General features: G+C 39.9%; 17 protein-coding genes, 1 other RNA gene and 1 pseudogene. 8 read left to right on the forward strand and 11 right to left on the reverse strand.

All coding sequences use genetic code 11. The features are described 5' to 3' along the window. Nucleotides 1-13: 13 nt before the first annotated feature. From DRF63_RS04235 to DRF63_RS04250, 4 genes are read right to left on the reverse strand one after another with little or no spacing between them, the layout of a single operon-like run. Nucleotides 14-901 (reverse strand): ABC transporter permease subunit, encoded by an 888-nt coding sequence (locus DRF63_RS04235; protein WP_005597240.1) that lies wholly within the window; start codon nucleotides 899-901, stop codon nucleotides 14-16. Beyond that, the gene (locus tag DRF63_RS04240) at nucleotides 891-1,853 is read right to left on the reverse strand and encodes an ABC transporter permease (protein ID WP_005597242.1); all 963 of its coding nucleotides are present in this window, start codon (nucleotides 1,851-1,853) and stop codon (nucleotides 891-893) included. Before DRF63_RS04240 ends, DRF63_RS04235 begins: the two co-directional genes overlap by 11 nt. Continuing rightward, nucleotides 1,853-3,550 (reverse strand): ABC transporter substrate-binding protein, encoded by a 1,698-nt coding sequence (locus tag DRF63_RS04245; RefSeq protein ID WP_005597244.1) that lies wholly within the window; start codon nucleotides 3,548-3,550, stop codon nucleotides 1,853-1,855. Before DRF63_RS04245 ends, DRF63_RS04240 begins: the two co-directional genes overlap by 1 nt. A 9-nt stretch (nucleotides 3,551-3,559) precedes the next feature. Next, nucleotides 3,560-4,708, reverse strand: a complete 1,149-nt coding sequence (locus tag DRF63_RS04250) for a sigma 54-interacting transcriptional regulator (protein WP_005597253.1) — start codon at nucleotides 4,706-4,708, stop codon at nucleotides 3,560-3,562. 204 nt (nucleotides 4,709-4,912) lie between these two features. On the opposite strand from DRF63_RS04250, the gene lpcA reads away from it, so the two are divergent. After that, on the forward strand, nucleotides 4,913-5,497 hold the full coding sequence (lpcA, locus tag DRF63_RS04255; protein ID WP_005597254.1) for a D-sedoheptulose 7-phosphate isomerase: 585 nt from the start codon (nucleotides 4,913-4,915) through the stop codon (nucleotides 5,495-5,497). A 232-nt stretch (nucleotides 5,498-5,729) separates the two neighbouring features. Here lpcA and pckA read toward each other — a convergent pair whose 3' ends face one another. Further along, on the reverse strand, nucleotides 5,730-7,340 hold the full coding sequence (gene pckA, locus DRF63_RS04260; RefSeq protein WP_005597255.1) for a phosphoenolpyruvate carboxykinase (ATP): 1,611 nt from the start codon (nucleotides 7,338-7,340) through the stop codon (nucleotides 5,730-5,732). A 272-nt stretch (nucleotides 7,341-7,612) separates the two neighbouring features. Between pckA and ftsB the strand changes: the two genes are divergently transcribed. From ftsB to ffs, 4 genes are all read left to right on the forward strand, one after another. Then, complete coding sequence (gene ftsB / locus DRF63_RS04265; RefSeq protein WP_005597256.1) at nucleotides 7,613-7,891, forward strand: cell division protein FtsB; 279 nt, start codon at nucleotides 7,613-7,615, stop codon at nucleotides 7,889-7,891. 15 nt (nucleotides 7,892-7,906) lie between these two features. After that, entirely contained in the window at nucleotides 7,907-8,593 is a 687-nt protein-coding gene (gene ispD, locus DRF63_RS04270) for a 2-C-methyl-D-erythritol 4-phosphate cytidylyltransferase (RefSeq protein WP_005597257.1), read from the forward strand. Next, the gene (gene ispF, locus DRF63_RS04275) at nucleotides 8,590-9,066 is read left to right on the forward strand and encodes a 2-C-methyl-D-erythritol 2,4-cyclodiphosphate synthase (protein ID WP_005597258.1); all 477 of its coding nucleotides are present in this window, start codon (nucleotides 8,590-8,592) and stop codon (nucleotides 9,064-9,066) included. The genes ispD and ispF overlap by 4 nt, the downstream gene beginning before the upstream one ends. Nucleotides 9,067-9,468: 402 nt before the next feature. Then, an RNA gene (gene ffs, locus DRF63_RS04280) (signal recognition particle sRNA small type) lies at nucleotides 9,469-9,566 on the forward strand. Between the two features lie 159 nt (nucleotides 9,567-9,725). Here ffs and DRF63_RS04285 read toward each other — a convergent pair. Beyond that, complete coding sequence (locus DRF63_RS04285; RefSeq protein ID WP_005597259.1) at nucleotides 9,726-11,702, reverse strand: LTA synthase family protein; 1,977 nt, start codon at nucleotides 11,700-11,702, stop codon at nucleotides 9,726-9,728. Nucleotides 11,703-11,739: 37 nt separating this feature from the next. Further along, nucleotides 11,740-12,528, reverse strand: a complete 789-nt coding sequence (locus DRF63_RS04290) for an MOSC domain-containing protein (RefSeq protein ID WP_005597260.1) — start codon at nucleotides 12,526-12,528, stop codon at nucleotides 11,740-11,742. A gap of 144 nt (nucleotides 12,529-12,672) precedes the next feature. Here DRF63_RS04290 and xseB point away from each other — a divergent pair, with 144 nt between their 5' ends. After that, nucleotides 12,673-12,897 (forward strand): exodeoxyribonuclease VII small subunit, encoded by a 225-nt coding sequence (gene xseB / locus DRF63_RS04295; RefSeq protein WP_005597261.1) that lies wholly within the window; start codon nucleotides 12,673-12,675, stop codon nucleotides 12,895-12,897. An 8-nt stretch (nucleotides 12,898-12,905) separates the two neighbouring features. Then, on the forward strand, nucleotides 12,906-13,799 hold the full coding sequence (ispA, locus tag DRF63_RS04300) for a (2E,6E)-farnesyl diphosphate synthase (protein ID WP_005597262.1): 894 nt from the start codon (nucleotides 12,906-12,908) through the stop codon (nucleotides 13,797-13,799). A gap of 83 nt (nucleotides 13,800-13,882) precedes the next feature. On the opposite strand, the gene DRF63_RS04305 is transcribed toward ispA, so the two are convergent. The 3 genes from DRF63_RS04305 to rng form a co-directional block, all read right to left on the reverse strand. After that, nucleotides 13,883-14,227 (reverse strand): DMT family protein, encoded by a 345-nt coding sequence (locus tag DRF63_RS04305; RefSeq protein ID WP_005597263.1) that lies wholly within the window; start codon nucleotides 14,225-14,227, stop codon nucleotides 13,883-13,885. Between the two features lie 100 nt (nucleotides 14,228-14,327). Beyond that, a complete protein-coding gene (lysS, locus tag DRF63_RS04310; RefSeq protein WP_005597264.1) occupies nucleotides 14,328-15,830 on the reverse strand; it encodes a lysine--tRNA ligase in 1,503 nt (500 codons plus the stop codon). Nucleotides 15,831-15,964: 134 nt separating this feature from the next. After that, a complete protein-coding gene (gene rng / locus DRF63_RS04315; RefSeq protein ID WP_005597266.1) occupies nucleotides 15,965-17,440 on the reverse strand; it encodes a ribonuclease G in 1,476 nt (491 codons plus the stop codon). Nucleotides 17,441-17,669: 229 nt separating this feature from the next. Between rng and ycaO the strand changes: the two genes are divergently transcribed. Further along, nucleotides 17,670-19,433 (forward strand): 30S ribosomal protein S12 methylthiotransferase accessory factor YcaO, encoded by a 1,764-nt coding sequence (ycaO, locus tag DRF63_RS04320; protein WP_005597268.1) that lies wholly within the window; start codon nucleotides 17,670-17,672, stop codon nucleotides 19,431-19,433. 32 nt (nucleotides 19,434-19,465) lie between these two features. Here ycaO and DRF63_RS04325 read toward each other — a convergent pair. Further along, a pseudogene (locus tag DRF63_RS04325) lies at nucleotides 19,466-22,077 on the reverse strand (restriction endonuclease). Nucleotides 22,078-22,198 lie beyond the last annotated feature (121 nt).

The raw sequence follows: 22,198 nt of genomic DNA on the forward strand, positions 1-22,198 counted from the left end.
ACTTTATTCCATGTTAATAACGGTATTTTTCTAATACGCGACTAATGCTATTACCTAACATACTAATAATCAGAATCACAAAAATAGTTGCCATACCCGGTAGAATAACCGTCCACGGCGCAATATAAATCAATTCTACCGAATCTTTAATCATCGTCCCCCATTCCGGCGTCGGGCTTTTAGCCCCTAATTCAATAAAACTCAGTGCATTGATGTCCAAGACCGCAATCACGAAAATATGAGAAATTTCTTTTACCGCAACCGGCGTAACGTTCGGTAACACCACTTCTTTCATTAAATCCCAACGTGATGCGCCGTCTAAACGCAAGGTAATCACATATTCTCTCTTCAACTCTTGCCGTACCGCTTGATAAATTTTGTGAATAAAATGCGGCAGCATCGCTAAAAATATGGCTAACATTGCATTGATTAAACTGGCTTCCATTAAGGTCGCGATCACAATCGCAATAATTAGGATCGGAATAAATAAAAAGGTATCGAATAAATGCCCTAGGAAAGAAAATGATTTTCGACTTGTTCCGGCAAAAATACCGATTACGCTGCCTATTACCGCTACCGCCGCACTAATAATTAATGCGGAACCGACCGTATAGTAAAAACCATAAAGAATCCGGCTGAAAATATCTCGACCTAAATCGTCCGTGCCAAAGAAAAAGCTAATTTGCCCGTTATCGTCCCAAGAGGGCGGCATCAATTCTTTTCCGATAAATTGCGTATCCGCTTGATAAGGCGCAATGACATAACCGAAAAAGACTAAAAAAAGCAAAAAGGCAAACAAATATATACTTGCTAAAGCGACTTTATCTTGACGCAGTTGCAACAAGAATTGTTTCAAGTAATCCGACTCTCTAAATTGTTCCGGTTCTTCTTTATTTAACATACCAATCCTTTTTCTGATACGGATCTAAAAGTGTCGTAATGATACTGACCAGCACATCAATACTTAAGATGAATAAACCGATGGCGACCACTCCGGCCGAGATCGCATTATAATCTTGTACTGACAGCGCATTGATTAACCACAAGCCGATACCGCCCCAGCTAAATATATTTTCAACCAACATAGAGAATGCAAAAATCAAGGTTAAATTATGCGCAATCATGGGAATGAGTGCCGGTAACGTGTTAGGCAAAATATGTCTTACCCATACTTTATAAGGCGACCAGCCCCGTGTTTGTGCGACTCGAATATAATTTTGTTTCATCACATACTCGGCGCGTTGATGGGTAAAGCGAATCACCTCTAATGTCGCAGGTACGGCTAAAATTAAGGTCGGTAACGCTAAGTGATGTAACATACTTTGCATCATTTTCAATTTATAGGGAGAATCCGCCAAGAAAATATCTAATAAACGGAAGCCCGTTAAAGAGGATATTTCATAAATCGGATGTAGCTCCCCGACGGCGGAAATTGCCCATTGATTATTCGAAGCATAATAAAGTACAACGATGGCAAGCCAAAAAACCGGGATCGCTAAACTTAACGAACCTAAAATAGCGAGCGTTTTTCCGAGCAAGTTCTCCCGAAATACGGCGGAAATAAATCCTAACGGCAAACCTAAAACAAGCGATAAAATCAATACCGCCAAACAAAGCGAAACGGTGGCGGGAAAGACATTTAAAATCTGATTGGCTATCGGCTCACCGTTCGTATAGCTAATGCCGAAATCACCTTGTAGTAAGCCTCGAATATAACTGAAATAAGCTTCTATTCCCTGTAAATCGACAAAATGATTCAAAGGATCGCGTAGTAAGATGTTATAGCTAATTAGTGTCAGCAAAATCAGCGTGATCGCTGTTAAAAATAATTTGCGAATAAATGCCAATAACATTATTTCTTCTCTTTATGTTTGAGTTTTAGTTCCGATAAATGCACTTGCCCGAAAGGACTGACTTTCGCATTTTCGATTTTAGGATTTACAAATAAAATTCGATTACTATTTACTAACGGCAAAATCGGTAATTCCCGTTCTAATAGGCTTTGCATTAATTTATAAATCACGATTTTAACATAGGGCTGTTCACTCAATCTCGCCAATTCCAACCAACGATCGAATTCTTGGTTGCACCAATTGGCTAAATTCGTCACCTCATAACGAGATCGGCAAGATAAAATAGGCGATAAAAACGCATTCGGGTCTAAATTATTGGCAAGCCATCCGGTCAGAATCAAATCATAATCCGCCTGCCCGTCTTCCGATAATTGCACGACATCCGTACGACTGACGGTACGAATCTCAACATCAATCCCCACGTTTTCCAAGTCCGCCCGAATCAATTCCGCCATTTTTAACGGATGTAAATTATAAACCCGCTTTTCATCCAATACCCATAATTTCAAGCGGTCCGTTTTTTCTCTTTTTTTACTATGCTCTTGCGTCGTATGATCTTGATAACGTTGTTGATTCGAATAAGGGAATAAGACGTTTGGCAATACGTTATTCGCAACATTGGCGGCACCGTAAAATAACGTGTCGGCAATTCGTTTGCGATTAATTGCACCGGCGATACGGCGACGTAACGCTATCTCTTTCATAGCCGGCTTTTGCATATTAAACGCCAAAAACGCAAGATTAGCTCCCGGGCTTTCAATAATTTCATTATGAGGAACGATCGTTCTTTGGCTCGGCTTCGGCAAAGCGACTACATCACACTCACCGTTTAAATATTTTGCCATACGCCCCGTATCATTACTGGACACATCCACCACCATATTTTCAATATTGGCTTTTTTGCCCCAATATTTAGGATGCGGTTTTAAACGCACATATTCATTCTGTACATAATTGCTCAGTTGATAAACACCGGTTCCAACCGGTAATAAATCTAGTTGTGCGAGGTTTTCATCCGCATTTAATTGTAAAGCATATTCTTTCGATAAAATAACCGCATATTGGCTTGCCAAATGCGCTAAAACGGATTGATCGGGCGAAACCAAATGAATCTTGACCGTATAGTCGTTTACTGCCGAAATACGCTCGATTTTATTTTTTAAGGCGATGCTTTCAAAATAAGGATAATGCGCCAAATTCGCTTTAAATTGATAAGCATAATACTGATTCTGATGGAATGCTTCTCTCTGACCGTCTTCATTAAAATCCAAAGCGGGAAGCTCTTCGACATTCCCGATCATTCTGTTCAATGAAAAAACCACGTCTTCCGCATTAAACGGACGAGTCGGCGTAAACCATTCCGTAGCATGAAAGGCGACTTTACGACGTAATTTTAAGGTAATGACTTTTCCGTCTTCGCTAATCTGATAACTTTCGACCAGTTTCGGTTTTAAGGAATTTGTCGCTGCGTCAAACTCGAACAACTTATCGTAAATTTGTTCCGTCACCACATTCATATTGGTGCCGACGTCCGCTTTTTGCGGATTAAAGCTGAAACCGGATACGCTGGTACAATAAATCAAGCTGTTATCCAATAACGCTTGCGGAATACGAGGCGCACTATAAGCGGTCGGAATCATCGCTAAAATTGCAAAAAAGCGGATAAAACCGACCGCTTGTCGCATACAAGAAACCATAGTCTTTCCTTATTTCCCAATGCCGTATGCACGTAACTTATTTGCAACCGCCGTATGAGAAACGCCTAAACGTTGGGCCAATTTTCTCGTACTCGGGTATTCATTATATAATTTACGTAACAATGAAGCCTCAAAGCGATTAACCAACTCGTCTAACGTCACATTCTCATCGACTTGAAAATCATCCGATTGGCCGACTTGATCCGGTAAGTTCAGATCTTTTACCGCTAGGCGATAACTATGAGAAAGCGTACAAGCGCGATAAACGGCATTATATAACTCTCGCAAATTACCCGGCCAGCGATACGCTTGCAACGCCTGTAAAAACTCATCGTCATATTCCAATTTACTGATACCTAACTGCTGACTGATACGCGTAATAAAATGATCCGCCAATAACGGTAAATCACCGTGACGTTCTCGTAACGGCGGTAATTCTAAGCTAAGTACGTTTAAACGGTGGTAGAGATCTTCCCGAACTTTTCCTTCCGAGACCAATAACGCCAACGGTTTTTGAGAGGTACAAATAACGCGTACATCCACTTTAATTTCTTGATCTTCACCGACACGACGAAAACAACCGTCATTTAAGAAACGTAACAGTTTCGCCTGCATTTCAAGCGAAAGTTCCGCAATCGAATCCAATAATACCGTACCGCCGTTAGCATATTCAAAGAAACCGATATTCTCTTTACCGTTACCGCGATGCCCGAACATTTCCGATTCCGCCTCATCAGCAGGCAACCCCGCACAATTTACCGCAATAAATTTATGCTCTCGACGCGTACTAAGTTCATGACAAGCCTTAGCAAAAACATCTTTTCCCGTCCCTGTTTCCCCTTGAATCAATAACGGAGCACTTAACATCGCAAATTTTTTAGCTTGCTCGACAACCGCCCGCATTTTGGGGCTTTCGGCAATAATATGATCAAAACAGTTTTGGGAAGAATCGCTGAATTCCGCATACTCAACACCTTCAAGCGGTCGAATTTGTTCAAGAATTTGCGATTGTTGGACGATATTTAACGGTGAAAACGCTATTTGAAGACCTAATTTGGTAAATTCAATATGGCGAACAGGCTGCTTTTGCACACCTAATAAATGTAGCGCTTGTTCTGCAACTGTGAATTTTTCCGTACATTTAATTGATAACAGCATGATCTTTTACCTTAATTCAAGATGATAAATTTTGCTTCATCATACTCTGAAAACATCTTTTTGGAAACTTTTGTTTACATTCGTTAATGTAAATATTATTCATTCTCTTGTTTACTTTAAGGTAACAATCTCATACACTTTCGAACGCATCGAACCATATCGATGGTAAATTAACCATTCTATGATTAAGTTAAGGATTTTCTTATGTATTTAGCACAAATAAAAGCAGAACTCCAAGAAGCGGCCGACGTTTTAGACAAGTTTATGTCTGACGAAAAAAATATCCAATTAATCCAAGATGCCGCATTATTAATTTCTAATAGTTTTAAACAAGGCGGAAAAGTACTGTCATGCGGTAACGGCGGTTCACACTGTGATGCGATGCACTTTGCCGAAGAATTAACAGGACGTTATCGTGAAAATCGCCCGGGTTATCCGGCGATCGCTATTTCGGACGTTAGCCATTTAAGTTGCGTAAGTAATGATTTCGGTTACGAATACGTATTCTCTCGTTATCTTGAAGCGGTAGGTCAAAAAGGCGATGTACTTTTCGGCTTATCAACTTCCGGTAACTCTAAAAACGTACTTAATGCAATTAAAGTCGCTAAAGAAAAAGGTATGAAAGTGATTGCGATGACGGGTAAAGACGGCGGACAAATGGCAGGGTTAGCAGACGTCGAGATTCGTGTTCCGCACTTCCGTTATGCTGACCGTACCCAAGAAATTCATATCAAAGTCATTCATATCCTGATGATGTTAATTGAATTTGAAATGGCAAAACAAGCGTAATATCCAATACCAAAAAGCTATTTTTAATTAATCTATTTAAGGGCTGATATCGTTTTCCGATTCAGCTCTTTTTTATATTTTTTATTTTCTTTATGATTTGAAAACTTGGCTAAATTTAGCCATAAAAAAATCTGCACCTTCATAAGTTGGGATATAAATCCTACTTTTAGGTGCAGATTATTATCGGCTATTAGCCTTGTTAAATATTACTCAATAAATGAAGATGTCGGCACTAAAGTTTCGGACCTGCCGCAACTAACGCTTTACCTTCATCATTTGTAGTATATTTTTCAAAGTTCTTCACAAAACGACCCGCTAAATCTTCCGCTTTAGTTTGCCATTGCGCTTTATCCGCATAAGTATCGCGAGGGTCAAGGATCGCAGGATCTACGTTCGGTAATGCGGTCGGAATCGCTAAATTGAAAATCGGTAATTCTTTTGTTTCCGCTTTTTCAATTGAACCGTCTAAAATCGCATCGATAATACCGCGAGTATCTTTAATCGAAATACGTTTACCCGAACCGTTCCAACCGGTATTTACTAAGTATGCTTGCGAACCGGCATCTTCCATACGTTTAACTAATACTTCCGCATATTTGGTCGGGTGAAGTGATAAGAATGCCGCACCGAAACACGCTGAGAAAGTCGGTGTAGGCTCGGTAATGCCACGTTCGGTACCCGCTAATTTAGCGGTAAAACCGGATAAGAAGTAATATTTGGTTTGTTCCGGCGTTAATTTAGAAACTGGAGGTAACACGCCGAACGCATCTGCGGTTAAGAAAATCACTTTTTTCGCATGACCCGCTTTTGAAACCGGCTCAACGATATTATCGATATGATGGATCGGATAAGATACGCGCGTATTTTCAGTTTTTGAACCGTCCGCAAAATCAACCGAACCGTCTTCACGCACCACAACGTTTTCTAATAACGCATCACGACGGATTGCACGATAGATATCCGGCTCGTTTTCTTCGGAAAGATTGATGGTTTTCGCATAACAACCGCCTTCGTAGTTGAATACGCCGTCATCATCCCAACCGTGTTCGTCGTCACCGATTAATTTACGTTTAGGATCGGTCGAAAGCGTTGTTTTACCCGTACCGGATAAACCGAAGAATACCGCTACATCGCCTTCCGCCCCCACGTTTGCAGAACAGTGCATTGACGCAATGCCTTTAAGCGGTAACCAGTAGTTCATCAGAGAGAATAAACCTTTCTTCATTTCGCCACCGTACCAAGTACCGCCGATAAGTTGGATTTTTTCAGTTAAGTTAAACGCAACGAAGTTTTCGGAATTTAAACCTTGCTCTTTCCAATTCGGGTTAGTTACTTTCGAGCCGTTCATTACAACGAAATCAGGCACAAAATTCAACAATTCTTCTTCCGACGGACGGACGAACATATTTTTCACAAAGTGTGCTTGCCACGCCACTTCCGTGACAATACGTACCGCTACGCGACTGTCTTTATTCGCACCGCAGAATGCATCCACTACAAATAAACGTTTGTTTGACAATTGGTGAGTTACCAGCTCTTTTAAACTTTGCCAAGTTGCTTGATTCATCGGTTTATTGTCATTTTTAACCGCATCCGATGTCCACCAAACATTATCTTTTGATGTTTCATCATATACGATATACTTATCTTTAGGCGAACGGCCGGTAAAGATACCCGTATCTACGGCAACGGCACCGGATGTCGTTAAACGACCTTTTTCAAAACCTTCTAATTCAGGTTTCATTTCTTCTTCGAATAATTGTTCATAACTCGGATTACGTACAATTTCTTTTACGTTAGTAATACCTAATTGTGCTAGTTCTTGTTCAATACGACTTAACATAGAATTACCTCATTCATAATATTAAAAGTTGAAATTTAAAAACTAAGTTCATTGTAACCAATTCTTACTAAAAAAAATGTTAAGTACTTCAAATTTTTTAGAAAAACTGGAGGAATTCTCTGTTTTATTTTGCGAGAAGTCAAAAATTTAATCAGCATTCCGTTTTCATTTGACTACTTTTAACGCATTCTATTTCCAATTAGGAAGATGTTTTTATTTTTAGTAAAAAAAGGTAGAATTGAACGAGTTTATTTATCACTTAGAGAAATTAAATGCGTGTACTTATTGTCTTTTTTGCATTCTTATTAGCCTTTTTCCAATATAGTTTTTGGTTCGGCAAAAACGGTTGGAGCGATTATCAAGAAGCGCAAACCGCCGTAGAGCGACTTAAAGACGAAAATACAAAACTGGAAGCTCGTAACAACTTGATTGCCGCCGAAATCAACGACTTGAAAACCGGCGTAAACGCACTCGAAGAACGGGCTCGCTTCGAACGTGAGATGGTGAAAAGTGACGAAACTTTTTATCGCATTGTACCTCGTAATCAATAAATCATAGAAACATAAATGACACGAAAAATTATTGCGGTAATTCCTGCCTCGGGTGTCGGTAGCCGTATGCAAGCCGGCTTACCGAAACAATATTTAAAATTACAAAATAAAACGATTTTAGAGCATACGCTTGAGATTTTTTTAAATCATCCGAGTGTTGAAAAAATCGTTGTTGCCGTTTCCGAAACCGATCCGTTTTATCCTCAAATCGAGTTGCTAAACTCACCTAAAATTAAAATAGTCTTCGGCGGAGAAACTCGAGCGCATTCCGTTTTTAATGCGTTACAAGTTATTGAAGACGATACTTGGGTATTGGTGCATGACGCCGCACGTCCTTGTTTAAAGCGGTCGGATTTAGATAAACTTTTACAAATCGATGATAAACAGGGTGCGATATTAGCGACTCCGGCAATCGATACGATGAAAAGAGCCGACGGTAACAAAATTATGCGCACTGAAGATCGTTCAACGCTTTGGCATGCACTTACCCCTCAATTTTTTCCTACTCGGCTACTGAAGCAAGCGCTTATTTCAGCATTTAAGAAAAATTTAACCGTAACGGACGAGGCTTCCGCAATGGAATTTAGCGGTTATCAGCCACGTCTTATTGCGGGGCGCAGCGATAACTTAAAAATTACTCGCCCTGAAGATTTAGCCTTAGCGGAATTTTACTTAACCCAAAACACGGAGAAAAAAATATGATTCGTATCGGACACGGTTTCGATGTACATGCGTTTGGACAAGACAGACCGTTAATGATTTGCGGTGTGGAAGTGCCTTATCATACCGGTTTTATCGCACACAGTGACGGTGATGTCGCATTACACGCGCTGACCGATGCGCTTTTAGGTGCTGTTGCTCTTGGTGATATCGGTAAATTGTTTCCCGATACCGATATGCAATATAAAAATGCGGACAGCAGAAAATTACTTATCGAAGCGTATCGTCAAGTGCGTGCGCAGGGATATAAAGTGGGCAATGTGGACGTCACTATTATCGCACAGGCGCCTAAAATGCGTCCTTACATTGATCAAATGCGTCAAACCATTGCGGATGATTTACAGTGCGACGTTATGCAAGTAAACGTCAAAGCGACGACAACAGAAAAACTCGGTTTTACCGGCAGAGGTGAAGGGATTGCATGTGAAGCCGTAGCTTTACTGATTAAGCAATAAATCTTGAGCAATAAAAAAGGCTAAACATCGTGTTTAGCCTTTTGATAAGCATAATGAATAAAATTTTTTGTCTCTACGACTGACCAAAACATTTTCCAATGTCTTAGCCTTTTGTATTCTAAACCTATCTTCTAAAATTGCAATGCAAAAAACAACTAATTGCTTAATTAAATAGCAGACAAGTAGTTAATCATCTAAAAAAGTAGCTAATAGTTTACTAGTTTGTTTTCGGACAATATTATATAAAATAATAACGTTTTTACTTTATACGGTATTTATTGCTAAAAATTGTAAATAATCTAACCACTCACGCCGTTCCATTAAATAATCGCTTGTCTTCTCGTAAAATATTCTTATAATGAAAACTCTTACGCATAATAGAGTGCGTAATCCTATGGGGCGTTATTAGTTCCTCGCAACGGTGTTCAGCTTACTTAGTCAGGTTCGGAAGAAAGCAGCTTGGGTTGAAATTTCCGTGTGCCGAGGGTTGCTGGTAACGCCCCACCCTTTTATGTCCTCTCAAAGATCTTTCCTATTCTTCTGTTACATTTTCATATCACGCAAAATAAAAGCGGTTAAATTCCAGTTAAAATTTACGACTTGCAAATTTATTGTGAAATTTAACTGCTTGTTACGATTTTTTGTAATCTAACTTAGCGCTACTCTTTTTCCGGCTTCGGTAATTTGTATAGCTGATTTTTATATAAATAGCTGCCGAGCAACGCATACGCTAACGCTTCTTTTTTCATCTCTTCCGGCTGTTCTCGTGCTTTCAAACTGTGATCCGCTTTATTATAAACAAAACCTTGAATCGGTGTATTTGGACGCATGACTACCACAGAGCCGTCACCTTTCATCATCGCTTGTGTTGCATCATATTGCATAAAGGCACGATTCGGATTCACGTCTTTAGTGAGATCATAACCTAGCATTGGATATTCTCCGCTTACACCGGCAAGTGAAAGTAAAGTCGCCGGCATATCAATTTGGCTGACTAAACGGCTATCACGTTTTGCTTCAATGCCCTCACCGATAAACAGTGCCGGAATATGGAAATGTTGAATCGGCACTAAATGCTCGCCTACCGCTCGAGAATCGTGGTCTGCAATCACAAGGAAAATCGTATCCTGCCAATATTCTGATTTTTTGGCTAACTCAAAGAAATGCCCAATTGCAAAATCAGCATATTTTGCCGCATTATTTCGAGTTTGTTTCGGCTGTTCATATAATTCGATTTTATCGTCCGGAAATTCAAACGGATCATGATTACTTGAGCTAAACACTAAGCTGAAAAACGGTTTGCCTTCTTTGTGCAACTGAGTGAACGTTTCATTCGCTTTATCAAACAGATCTTCGTCACTCATGCCCCAAGTGGCTTTAAACTTCGGATTTTTATAATCCTTTTCATCAATAATACGGGTAAAGCCATTGCCATAGAAAAAGCTCGCCATATTGTCGAAATGTTTTTCGCCGCCATAGATAAAGCTAGTGTCATAACCTTGACGACGTAACAATTCAGCAATGCTAAAGAAGTTATGCTGACTCTTGGTTAATTTTACCACCGCACGTGCCGGTGTCGGGGTAAAACCGGTAGTAACCGCTTCAATACCTCGTACCGAACGAGTTCCGGTGGCATATAAATTCTCAAATAACCAGCCTTCTTTTGCCAAACGGTCAAAATTCGGGGTAAGCGGTTTGCCGCCAAGCGTACCGACAAACTGCGCACCTAAACTTTCTTCTAAGACAATCACGATATTTTTCGGCTTGCCTTGATAGGTTGCTTGGTTATAAGTCAAAGTCGGGATCTCAGTCGAAATATAATCGGAATCCGCTCTGCCTCTCGCTTGTTTCACTAAAGCAAACATTTCCTCCGCCGACATTTTGCCGTACTGCTCGGAAGATTTATCTTCATCTTTTAATTGTTGTACCGCATACAGTACCGAATAGCCGGAACTCAATACCAGTGAATTCACTAACGGATCGCTTGAAAATGCGACCATTGCCGGATTTATACCTCGGTGAGCAAACGAAGAACGTCCGCCGACAAACACTAAAGCCGCAACCAGTAAGCCGATTAACGGGCGGAATTTCCAATTCGGAAAACGAAGATTATTGGTCGCCCAGCCGGAAAGTTTCCAATAAACCACTAGCGAAACAACCGCTAATAATGTGCTGATAATAACTGAGCTCAAATGCCCGTTAATCAGCATACTAAACACTTCTTTCGGGTGAACCAAATACTCAATAAACAGTCGATTCGGACGTAAATCGAAGGTCTCAATAAAGTTTGGCGTAGCCGCTTCCATAAACAGAATAAAAACCGAACCGGCGGTAAGCCAAATACGCAAAATAACACGCCATATTGCGCCTAATTTATTGTGATTTAAGAAAAGCGCGGTAAATAATGCGGGAACGCCGAATAGCCAACAAAGTGCGGAAATGTCAATGCGAATGCCTTGTAAGAAAAGCGGTAACCAACCATCAACGGCGGAAACGCGTTCAGCTTGCCATAGGCTAAGTCCTAAGCGAGATAAAGATAGTATGAGTAGATTGATCCCAACAAAAAACAGTATTGGGAACAACACAGAACGGCGTTGTTCCATAATTTCTCCTTTTAAATTTAAAATAAAGCGCATACCGATAATCGGCTGCGCGAATAATATAGAATGATTATTAAGATTTTATTAAAACTTGATCGCCTAAGCGAATTACACCGCTATTTTGAGGCACTAAATGAATACCAAAAACCGGCTTACCCTTTTCATTGGTATGCATTTGTTTAAGCGTTCGAAAAGGCTCAACGTTCGGGTCGAGTTCAAGTGTGGTTAAATCACGAGTAATCATTACACAACGAGTGCATAATGCAGACTTGGTGAATAAGACCTCACCGATTTGTACTTGTTCCCACTGTTCTTCTTCAAAAGCAATGTTTCCATCGATCACAATATTCGGACGAAAACGCTCCATCGAAATCTCAACCGGTGACCAGAGCTTAACTTGCTCAAGTGATTTTTCCGACATTAATGAAACCGGATTGCTATCGGCAAAACTTAGCGGATGTTGCTTAAAGTTCACCACTTCTCGTTGGCTCTTGCCTCCTAGCCAACGTAATTGCACTTCTCGCCCGAAAATTTCACTTAACCATTGATTTACTTCTGTTTTTGCTACTAAAGAATCAAAGTGGGTTCCCCAAACTTCACTCGTCTGAACGTACTGAAAATCCTGGTAAAGCACCACGCATTTTTGACCGCTTGCATGACAAATCACAATACCTGTTGCGTTCGGGAACACAGATAAATTGTATAATTCCGCATCTTTACGGGCGGTTATAAACTTGCCGTCTGTTTCGGTAATCATAAATTCCCGATCGAAGTTCAGTCCTTTAAGCTCAACAAAGGCTTGTTCGACACGATAAGCTGCCGTTGATTTAATCGGATAAAGATTGAGTTGTGTCACTTTCATTAGTAAAAATTCCTATAAATTTGACCGCTTGCTTAAATACGTTCGCACCATACCCAAAAGCGGTGAAAAAGTAAAAGGAATTTGCAAATAAAGAAGGTAAACGATAAACTTACGCCATTTATCGCCCTAAATTAGGTAATTAAAATGGCTAAAAAACCCACCCAAGATTTTGAATCAACCCTTAAAGAATTAGAAGCAATCGTCAGCCACTTAGAAACGGGCGAGTTGCCTTTAGAAGAAGCACTTAATGAGTTTGAAACTGCGGTAAAACTTGTGCAACAAGGACAAGAACGCTTACAAAAAGCGGAACAACGCATTCAAATCTTACTCAATAAAAACGACCAAGCCGAACTTTCCGATTACGAATAAAAATAACAATGAGCTATTCTCTCTCAACCGATCTTAGCGTTATACAACAGCGCATTAATGATTTCTTAAGTACCAAATTAAAAACCTATCCAGCTTATGATTCTGCGTTAATTGAAGCGATGTCTTACGCCGTATTACTAGGCGGGAAACGTGTTCGTCCGTTCTTAATTTATGCCACCGGCAGAATGCTCGACGTACCGTTTGAACAACTGGATCACAGTGCCGCCGCAATGGAAGCGATCCACGCTTATTCATTGGTACACGATGATTTACCAGCAATGGACGATGACAAACTTCGCCGAGGTAAACCGACTTGCCATATCGCTTTTGATGAAGCAACCGCCATTCTTGCCGGCGATGCGTTACAAAGTTTTGCCTTTGAACTGATTGCCCAAGACGAATCATTAACCGATTCGCAAAAAGTCCGCCAAATTCAATCGCTTGCCCAAGCTGCCGGTGCAAGAGGAATGTGTTTAGGGCAAAGCCTTGATTTGCTCGCCGAAGATACAGCGGTCAATTTAGCCGAATTGGAATTAATTCATCGTAATAAAACCGGCGCATTAATTATTGCTTCCGTATTGATGGGCTTTAATTTATCCGCACATTCGCAAAATTTAGCAATAAAACAACCGCTTGAACGCTATGCGCAAGCAATCGGATTAGCTTTCCAAGTGCAAGACGATATTTTAGATGTAATTGGCGAAACCGATAAAATCGGTAAAACCGTAGGTTCGGATGAAAACTTGCATAAAAGCACTTATCCTAAACTGCTTGGTTTAGAAGGCGCACAGCAGAAAGCGCAGGACTTATACCAAACTGCATTAAATGCACTTGAGGAATTGCCGTTTGATACCACTGCGCTTAAAGAATTAGCGCATTTTATTGTCAAACGTGAAAACTAATTTGCAAAAAATCGCGCGATTTTGACCTCTTACTTAAAGCATATAAAGGCGAGAATGACTCTCGCCTTTTTGTTTATTTACATTTACTTTTGAAAGGCAAAATAAACCGCACCTAAAATACAGATAAAACTGAGTAAATAGTTCAGTTTAAACCCTTCATTCAAATAAACCACCGCAAACACCGAAAAGACCACTAACGCAATCACTTCTTGCATAATCTTTAACTGAAACGGTTTGATTTGCCATTGTGCGCCTAAATTATTTGCCGGTACGGCAAGACAATATTCGAAAAAAGCGATTCCCCAACTAATCAGCACAATTTGCCATAAGGGTAACGGTGTCTCCGACGGTTTAATATGCCAATACCAAGCGAATGTCATCAAAGTATTAGAAAGCGTTAAAAGCAAAATGACGATTAACCAACTCATTGTTTTTCCTTCTCAATTTGTAAGATTCTAGTGATTTTTAACCTCTTATAAGATCAAAAAAGCACACTCGAAAGTGTGCTTTTTTCCGTATCAAATAAAATTATTTCTGACGCATCGCAGGGAATAAGATCACATCACGAATTGACGGTGCGTTTGCAAAAATCATTGCTAAACGGTCGATACCTAAACCTTCGCCGGCTGTCGGCGGTAAGCCGTGTTCTAACGCAACAACAAAGTCTTCATCTTTAAACATTGCTTCATCATCGCCCGCATCTTTTGCTGCAACTTGTGCATCGAAACGCTCTGCTTGGTCTTCCGCATCGTTTAGTTCTGAGAAACCGTTACCGATTTCACGACCACCGATAAATAATTCGAAACGATCAGTTACTTCAGGGTTCTCATCATTACGGCGTGCAAGCGGTGAAATTTCCGCCGGGTGTGCCATTAAGAAAGTCGGTTGAATTAATTGGTGTTCCGCTACTTCTTCAAAAATCGCATTAACCACAGAACCTAAGCCCCAAGATTTTTGGATTTCAATGCCTAAACCTTTCGCAATTTCTACTGATTTTTCAAAACTATCTAAATCTTCACGTGTAATGCCGTTACCGTATTTCACGATTGCATCGTGCATCGTGATACGTTCAAACGGTTTACCAAAATCGAACACGTATTCACCGTAAGGAACGGTTGTCGTGCCAAGAATATCAATCGCTAATTTACGTAATAATTCTTCGGTGTTATCCATTAAATCGTGGTAATCCGCATACGCTTGGTAGTATTCGATCATGGTGAATTCAGGGTTGTGACGCACTGAAACACCTTCATTACGGAAGTTACGGTTTAATTCGAATACACGCTCAAAACCGCCAACCACTAAACGTTTTAAATAAAGCTCAGGCGCAATACGTAAATACATATCCACGTCTAACGCATTGTGGTGAGTTACGAACGGTTTTGCCGCCGCACCGCCCGGAATCACTTGTAACATTGGCGTTTCAACTTCAATAAAGTCTTTTTCTAAGAAGAATTGACGAATACCTGAAACCACTTTTGAACGGATCATAAACGTACGACGAGATTCTTCGTTAGAAATTAAGTCTAAATAACGTTGACGATAACGTGTTTCTTGGTCGGTTAAACCTTGTACTTTGTTTGGTAACGGACGCAGTGATTTAGTTAATAATTCCACTTCCGAACAACGAACGGTTAATTCGCCCGTTTTCGTTTTGAAAAGCGTACCGGCAACACCAACGATATCGCCTAAATCCCACATACTAACTTTATCCGCATACACACCTTCCGCAAGGTTATCACGAGCAACATAAAGCTGGATTTGACCGCTTACATCTTGAATGGTAAAGAAAGACGCTTTACCCATTACACGTTTAAGCATAATACGGCCGGCTACTTTCACTTGAATATCTTGTTCTTTTAACGCTTCGCCTTCTACTTCGTCATATTGTGCGTGTAATTTTTCTGCATAAGCGTCACGACGGAAAGTATTTGGGAACGGATTACCTTGTTCACGTAATTTTGCTAATTTCTCACGGCGAGCTAACATTTCACCGTTAAGATCTAATTCTTGATGTTCAACTTCGGACATTTTTTAACCTTTTGTTTGATAAATTCGAAAAATAAAAGTAATTATAAGCGATTTTGCGGATTTTTGGTAGGAAACAAGCGGTCGGATTTTCGCAAAAAGTTGCAAAACTTTCGTAAAATCCTACCGCTTACCCATTACATCACGACAACATCAAATTGATCTTGATGATAGTAAGGCTCTAATTTGATTTCGATGGTTTTACCGATAAAGGCTTCGAGTTCGGCAATCGAAGCGTGCGTTTCTTCGTTAATTAAATATTCCGCCACTTCTTTTGAAGCGTACACTCGCACTTTTTCGATTTTAAACAAGTGATGAACACGCACAATCTCACGCAGAATTTCATAACACACGGTTTCAACCGTTTTAATCGTACCACGCCCTTTACACGCCGGACAATCGCAACACAGCACACGTTCTAAACTTTCACGGGTACGTTTACGGGTCATCTCTACTAAGCCCAGTTGAGTAAAGCCGTTCACATTGGTCTTCACTCGGTCGCCTTTTAACGCTTCTTGTAACGACTGCAGCACACGTTCACGGTGTTCTTCTTCTTGCATATCAATAAAATCAATAATGATAATGCCGCCTAAATTACGCAGTTGTAACTGATGTGCAATTGCTTGTGTCGCTTCAATATTGGTATTAAAAATCGTATGCGCTAAATTGCGATGACCGACAAACGCACCGGTATTAATATCAATCGTAGTCATCGCTTCGGTTTGTTCGATAATTAAATAACCGCCCGATTTTAAATCGACTCGTTTATCCAACGCTTTTTGGATCGCATCTTCCACACCGTAGGCATCAAATAACGTTTGGCTACCGCTATATAGACTCACGTTTTCAGTCAGTTCCGGCATAAACTCGGCTAAAAACTCTTTAACTTGTTCATAGGTCATTTTTGAGTCAATGCGAATCGAACTGATATGTGTACCGACAAAATCACGTAAGACTCGTTGTGCTAGAGCAAGCTCACCGTATAACATTGATTTAACCGGATATTTTGCCTTACGTTCTAAAATTTTACGCCATAACCGTTTCAAGAAAATCGTATCTTGTTGCAAACTTTCTTCCGAAACTTCTTCCGCCGCCGTACGCACAATAAAGCCGCCAAGTTCATCGCAATAAGGCTCAACCAACGCTTTTAAGCGATTACGCTCTTCCTCGCTTTCGATACGTTGCGAAACGCCCACGTGGCTATTTTCCGGCATAAACACCAAATAGCGAGAAGGCAAAGTAATATCGGTGGTTAAACGTGCACCTTTAGTACTAATCGGGTCTTTCACCACTTGTACGATAATGTCTTGTCCTTCACGTACCAGCTCTGCAATATCTTTTACGACAAACTGTTTCTTCTCGTTTTCATCGACACATTCCGTATGCGAAACAATGTCGGAAGCGTGTAAAAATGCCGCTTTTTCCAAGCCGATATCCACAAATGCCGACTGCATTCCCGGCAACACTCGTGTCACACGTCCTTTATAAATATTACCGACAATCCCACGCTTCGCTTCACGCTCAATATGAAGCTCTTTTAACAATCCGTTCTCAACTAACGCCACCCGAGTCTCACTCGGTGTCACGTTTACTAATAATTCTGCACCGCTCATTGTTATTTTTCTCTAAGTCGTTAAATCATATTCACTAAAGTTTAACATTGACGAAGTAAGAAAACAAAAACCAAGATCAAATAAGTAGTAAAATTTTGGCGTAAAACTTCTATATCCTCATCACTTATGATTAAAAAACTCATCCGGTGAATTTCACAAAAAATTTACTTATCTGTAGTGATTTTTGCTAGAATGTCGCACTTTTTTACGACAAGTCGAAGGTATTACAATGTCAGAACAAACTTTTATTACCGGTAAAGATGCTGCGCTTGAGGACAGTATTTCTACCTTTCAGCATAAATTAAAAACCTTAGGGTTTAACATTGAAGAAGCGTCTTGGTTAAATCCTGTGCCGAATGTGTGGTCGGTGCATATTCGTGATGCAGATTGTCCGCAGTGTTTCTCAAATGGTAAAGGCGCAAGCAAAAAAGCGGCGTTAGCTTCGGCATTAGGTGAATATTTCGAGCGTTTATCAACCAACTATTTCTGGGCGGATTTTTATTTAGGTCAAGAAATTGCGAATAGTGAATTTGTGCATTATCCATCAGAAAAATGGTTTCCAATTGAAGATGACGTATTACCGCCAGCAGATATGATGGACGATTATTTATGGGAATACTTCGATCCGAACGGCGAGCTTACGCCGGAATTATTGGTCGATCTCCAATCCGGTAACTACGATCGTGGGATTGTAACCTTACCCTATGTACGTCAATCGGATAACCAAACCGTGTATATTCCGCAAAGCATTATCGGCAACTTATTTGTTTCAAACGGTATGTCGGCTGGTAATACGAAAAACGAAGCGCGTGTACAAGGTTTGTCGGAAGTGTTCGAACGTTTTGTGAAAAACCGTATTATTACTGAAGCAATCAGCTTACCGGAAATTCCGCAAAGCGTGATTGACGGCTATCCGACAATCAAAGCGTCTATCGAAAAACTTGAGCAAGAAGGCTTCCCGATTTTATGCTATGACGCATCATTAGGCGGTGAATTCCCGGTTATTTGTGTGATCTTGTTAAATCCGAATAATGGTACTTGTTTCGCTTCATTCGGTGCACACCCGAATTTCCAAGTGGCGTTTGAACGTACGGTAACCGAGTTATTACAAGGTCGTAGCTTAAAAGATTTAGATGTATTTGCTCCGCCTTCATTTAATAATGAAGATGTGGCGGATCACGCTAACCTTGAAACGCACTTTATTGATTCAAGCGGTCTGATTTCGTGGGATCTTTTCAAGAAAGATGCCGATTATGAATTCGTTCATTGGGATTTCTCAGGTACAACCGAGCAAGAGTTTGCCAATATGATGGCAATCTTTAATAAACATGAGCAACCGGTTTATATTATGGATTATGAGCATTTAGGTGTGTACGCTTGCCGTATTCTTGCACCGGGTATGTCGAACATTTATCCAAGCGACGATTTAATTTATGCGAATAACAATATGGGTATGGATTGGCGTGAAATCTTGTTAGATCTGCCGCATTTCCATCACGATCGTGAAACTTATCAAGAACTTCTTGATGAATTAGATGAACAAGGTATTGATGATTTAACCCGTGTGCGTGAGTTTATCGGTTTAGTAGCAGAAAAAGGTTATGCAATGCAAACCTTACGTATCGGTGAGCTTAAATCGATGCTACATTTAGCTTTAGGCAACTTAGAGCAAGCGTTAGATTGGGCAAACTGGACAGCAAATATGAATGCGAGCGTATTCTCAGCAGAACGTAACAATTATTACCGCTGCTTAATTCAATCGATTGAATTGTTCTTAGATGAAGAACGTGATGCGGAACAATATCGTATGGTATTTGAGAAAATGTATGGTAAACAAGCGGTTGAATCTGCTTGGGGCGCAATCCAAGGCGGTAACCCGTTCCACGGTTTAACCGCATCGGATGAATCACTCGAAAATATGACCGCACATCAGAAATTACTTGATGCTTACCGTAAATTACAGGTGGCGAAAGTAAATCCGATTGCTAGTTAAGCTTTTCAAATGGTGGGCGAAAGCCCACCTTATTATCTACTATATCTTCCTGAAATCTCTCGCACACTTTCCACTACTTCATATTTCAAATCATTAAAATCTTGCTGAAGATAGTTGAAATTTTTACGTGCATAAGCAATTTTCATCTGCTCTGATTGATCCAACAAACTTTCATCTACACCAGCCTGAATGCCTTTACCCGTATTTTTGGTTTCTGCCACAAAATAAATTTTATTCTGTCCTTTAAACACTACCGCCCAATCGGGGTTATAATTACCTAATGGTGTTGGAATTTTAAACTTTTTCGGTAATTTGAAATAAAACTCAACTTGTTCACTATTTTCACAATCTCTTGCAAACGAAGTTTCCGTATTTGAATCTAGGGAAATATATTCTTCGTGAATTGTTTTTTCTTGCTCATTCACTTTAAAAGTGAATTGATTTGGATAAAACTCAAAATCTTCGAATAAAGTCATCTCATAGGTTTTACCCGCAATACGTCGATACTGTACACCTTCCGCCATAATTTCTTGCAAAGCAAAGTTAATTTTCTCTGCAACTAAGTCAATAAAACGCTGTGGATTAGCAAAGATCTCCTGTAAGCGGTCAGATTTTTGCAAAATATTACAAAGCGTTTCACGGGTTAGTCCCGTTTTCTTTTGGAGCATATTCAATACATCAGGAATTGCCCATTCCACTTTTGTTATATCACTTCCTTCACCTCGTAAATCTGTCTGTACCCCTGTTTCATCAAAACGTAATTTAACTTTCGTATGCTGAATTTTAACCGCTTCCACTCTCTGCATTTTGGCAATTTTCGCTATGGCATTTTCAATTAAATCAGCTTGTGCAAACGCCACTCGATAAGTGGTTTTATATTTGATTCGCTCCCATAAGGTTTGAAATTCAGGGTGTTGGCTAAAATCTTTCCGATAACGCACAACCTTACGTTCTGCTTTATTTTTGATTTGGCTTTTTTCAAATGTAACGCCACAATCTTCTTCAATTTCACGTTGTAATTTCGAAGCAAATTCCTCGTAGCTTTCATTGGCTATCACAGTCAAAATATTTTTACTTTTATCTCGTAAACGCTCGCCTTTTTGATCCACTGGTAAACGCAAACCACGTCCGATTTCTTGGCGTTTTTTTAGCTCACTTGCTGTATCGTTAAGGGTACAAATTTGAAATACATTAGGATTATCCCAGCCCTCTCTCAACGCTGAATGGGAGAAAATAAAACGCAATGGATTATCTAATGATAACAAGCCTTCTTTATTTTTCATTATAAGTTGGTAAGTATCATTATCTGCCTGCGTTGTGCCACTGGTATCTTTTACTACACCTTTTTTATCTTTCGAAAAATAGCCATCATGCACACCTTCGGGGGACTCATTTACCAATTCTTGATAAATTTCTTCAAACCACTGGTAGAATTTCCCACCATTGCGATAGTTATCCACCTTATCAATAAAAAACAACGATAAAACCTTCACGCCAAGCGGTCGAAATTTCTTTTCTTTTTACAAATGCTCTTCAATCGTGCGGCGAATCTGCATTTTCTGCAAATCGTCTTTTAAAGCAGAATTATTTGCGCCTGCGAAAACTTGCATACCACTATTAAATTCAATCATTTGAGCATCAAAATCCATTCCACTCAAAATATAGCCACTGCGATACATCTCATTTTGGTTGGAAAGCTCAAACAAATCTTGATTTGGCTTAATGGTAACGACTTTTTTCTTCATCGCTTTCTTATCATTAAACAAAATTTCCATCTTTGCCGACCAACTTTTTGCCGTTGTTTTAAGTTCTTTTAATGCGACATAAGCACCATTTACCTCATTTTCTGCCAATACGCCATCCACCTCAATTTGTTTCACATAGCCCTGTTCATAGGCTTGCACAGGATTGAAACTAAAAATTGGGTGATAAGCATTTTTATGCGTTGCTGAATATCGTAAAGTAAACAATGGCTTAAGGCTCTCGATCGCTTTACGGCGAATCTCGGTTTCCATATTCTGCGGCTCGTCAATCATCACAATTGGACGGGTCTGCTGAATATAGTGAATCGGAGCTACACCACTTTCGTTAAGTGTATTGATAATATTGCTATCTTTGGCGAATGAGTCGATATTAATCACTAAAATTTCAATATTGTGATTTTCTGCAAACTGTTTCAAACGTGAAAGTTGGTTACTTTTATACTCAAATTTTTGGTTTACACTCACATTATCGAATAATGTGGCGAAATGCTGACGTGTAGTTTCTAACGTATGCAATACGCCCTCACGAATCGCCACGCTCGGCACAACAATTACAAATTTTTGCCAGCCATATTCACGATTTAGCTCAAAAATTGTGCGTAAATAGACGTAGGTTTTCCCCGCCCCGTTTCCATTTCGACGGTAAAATTTAAACCGTGATCAGAAAGTGTCGTTTTTTGTTTAATTTGTTGGGTCTTCTGCTGATTTGCCAAATTTTCGGCAAGAGGTAAACCCGTAGCTAACTCTGCATTTGGGCAAAATTGGAAATGGTTTGTTAGCTGTAAATCATTTGTCTGTTGATTCGGCTGCCCAACAAATAAATTTAATACCGAACGCACAGCTTGTTGTTGATAATCTAACGTTTCAAATTGGAGTTTCATTTTAAATTCTTCTCGATCTACTCCCCTCTTTATAAAAGAGGGGCTGGGGAGATTTAATAACGATGTCTCATTTCGTATGAGCATAAATCACTTCTGCCAAATCTCCCCTTCCCCTCTTTGC

The organism is Actinobacillus pleuropneumoniae, from assembly GCF_003290385.1.
In the GTDB taxonomy this organism is placed as follows: Bacteria; Pseudomonadota; Gammaproteobacteria; order Enterobacterales; family Pasteurellaceae; genus Actinobacillus; species Actinobacillus lignieresii.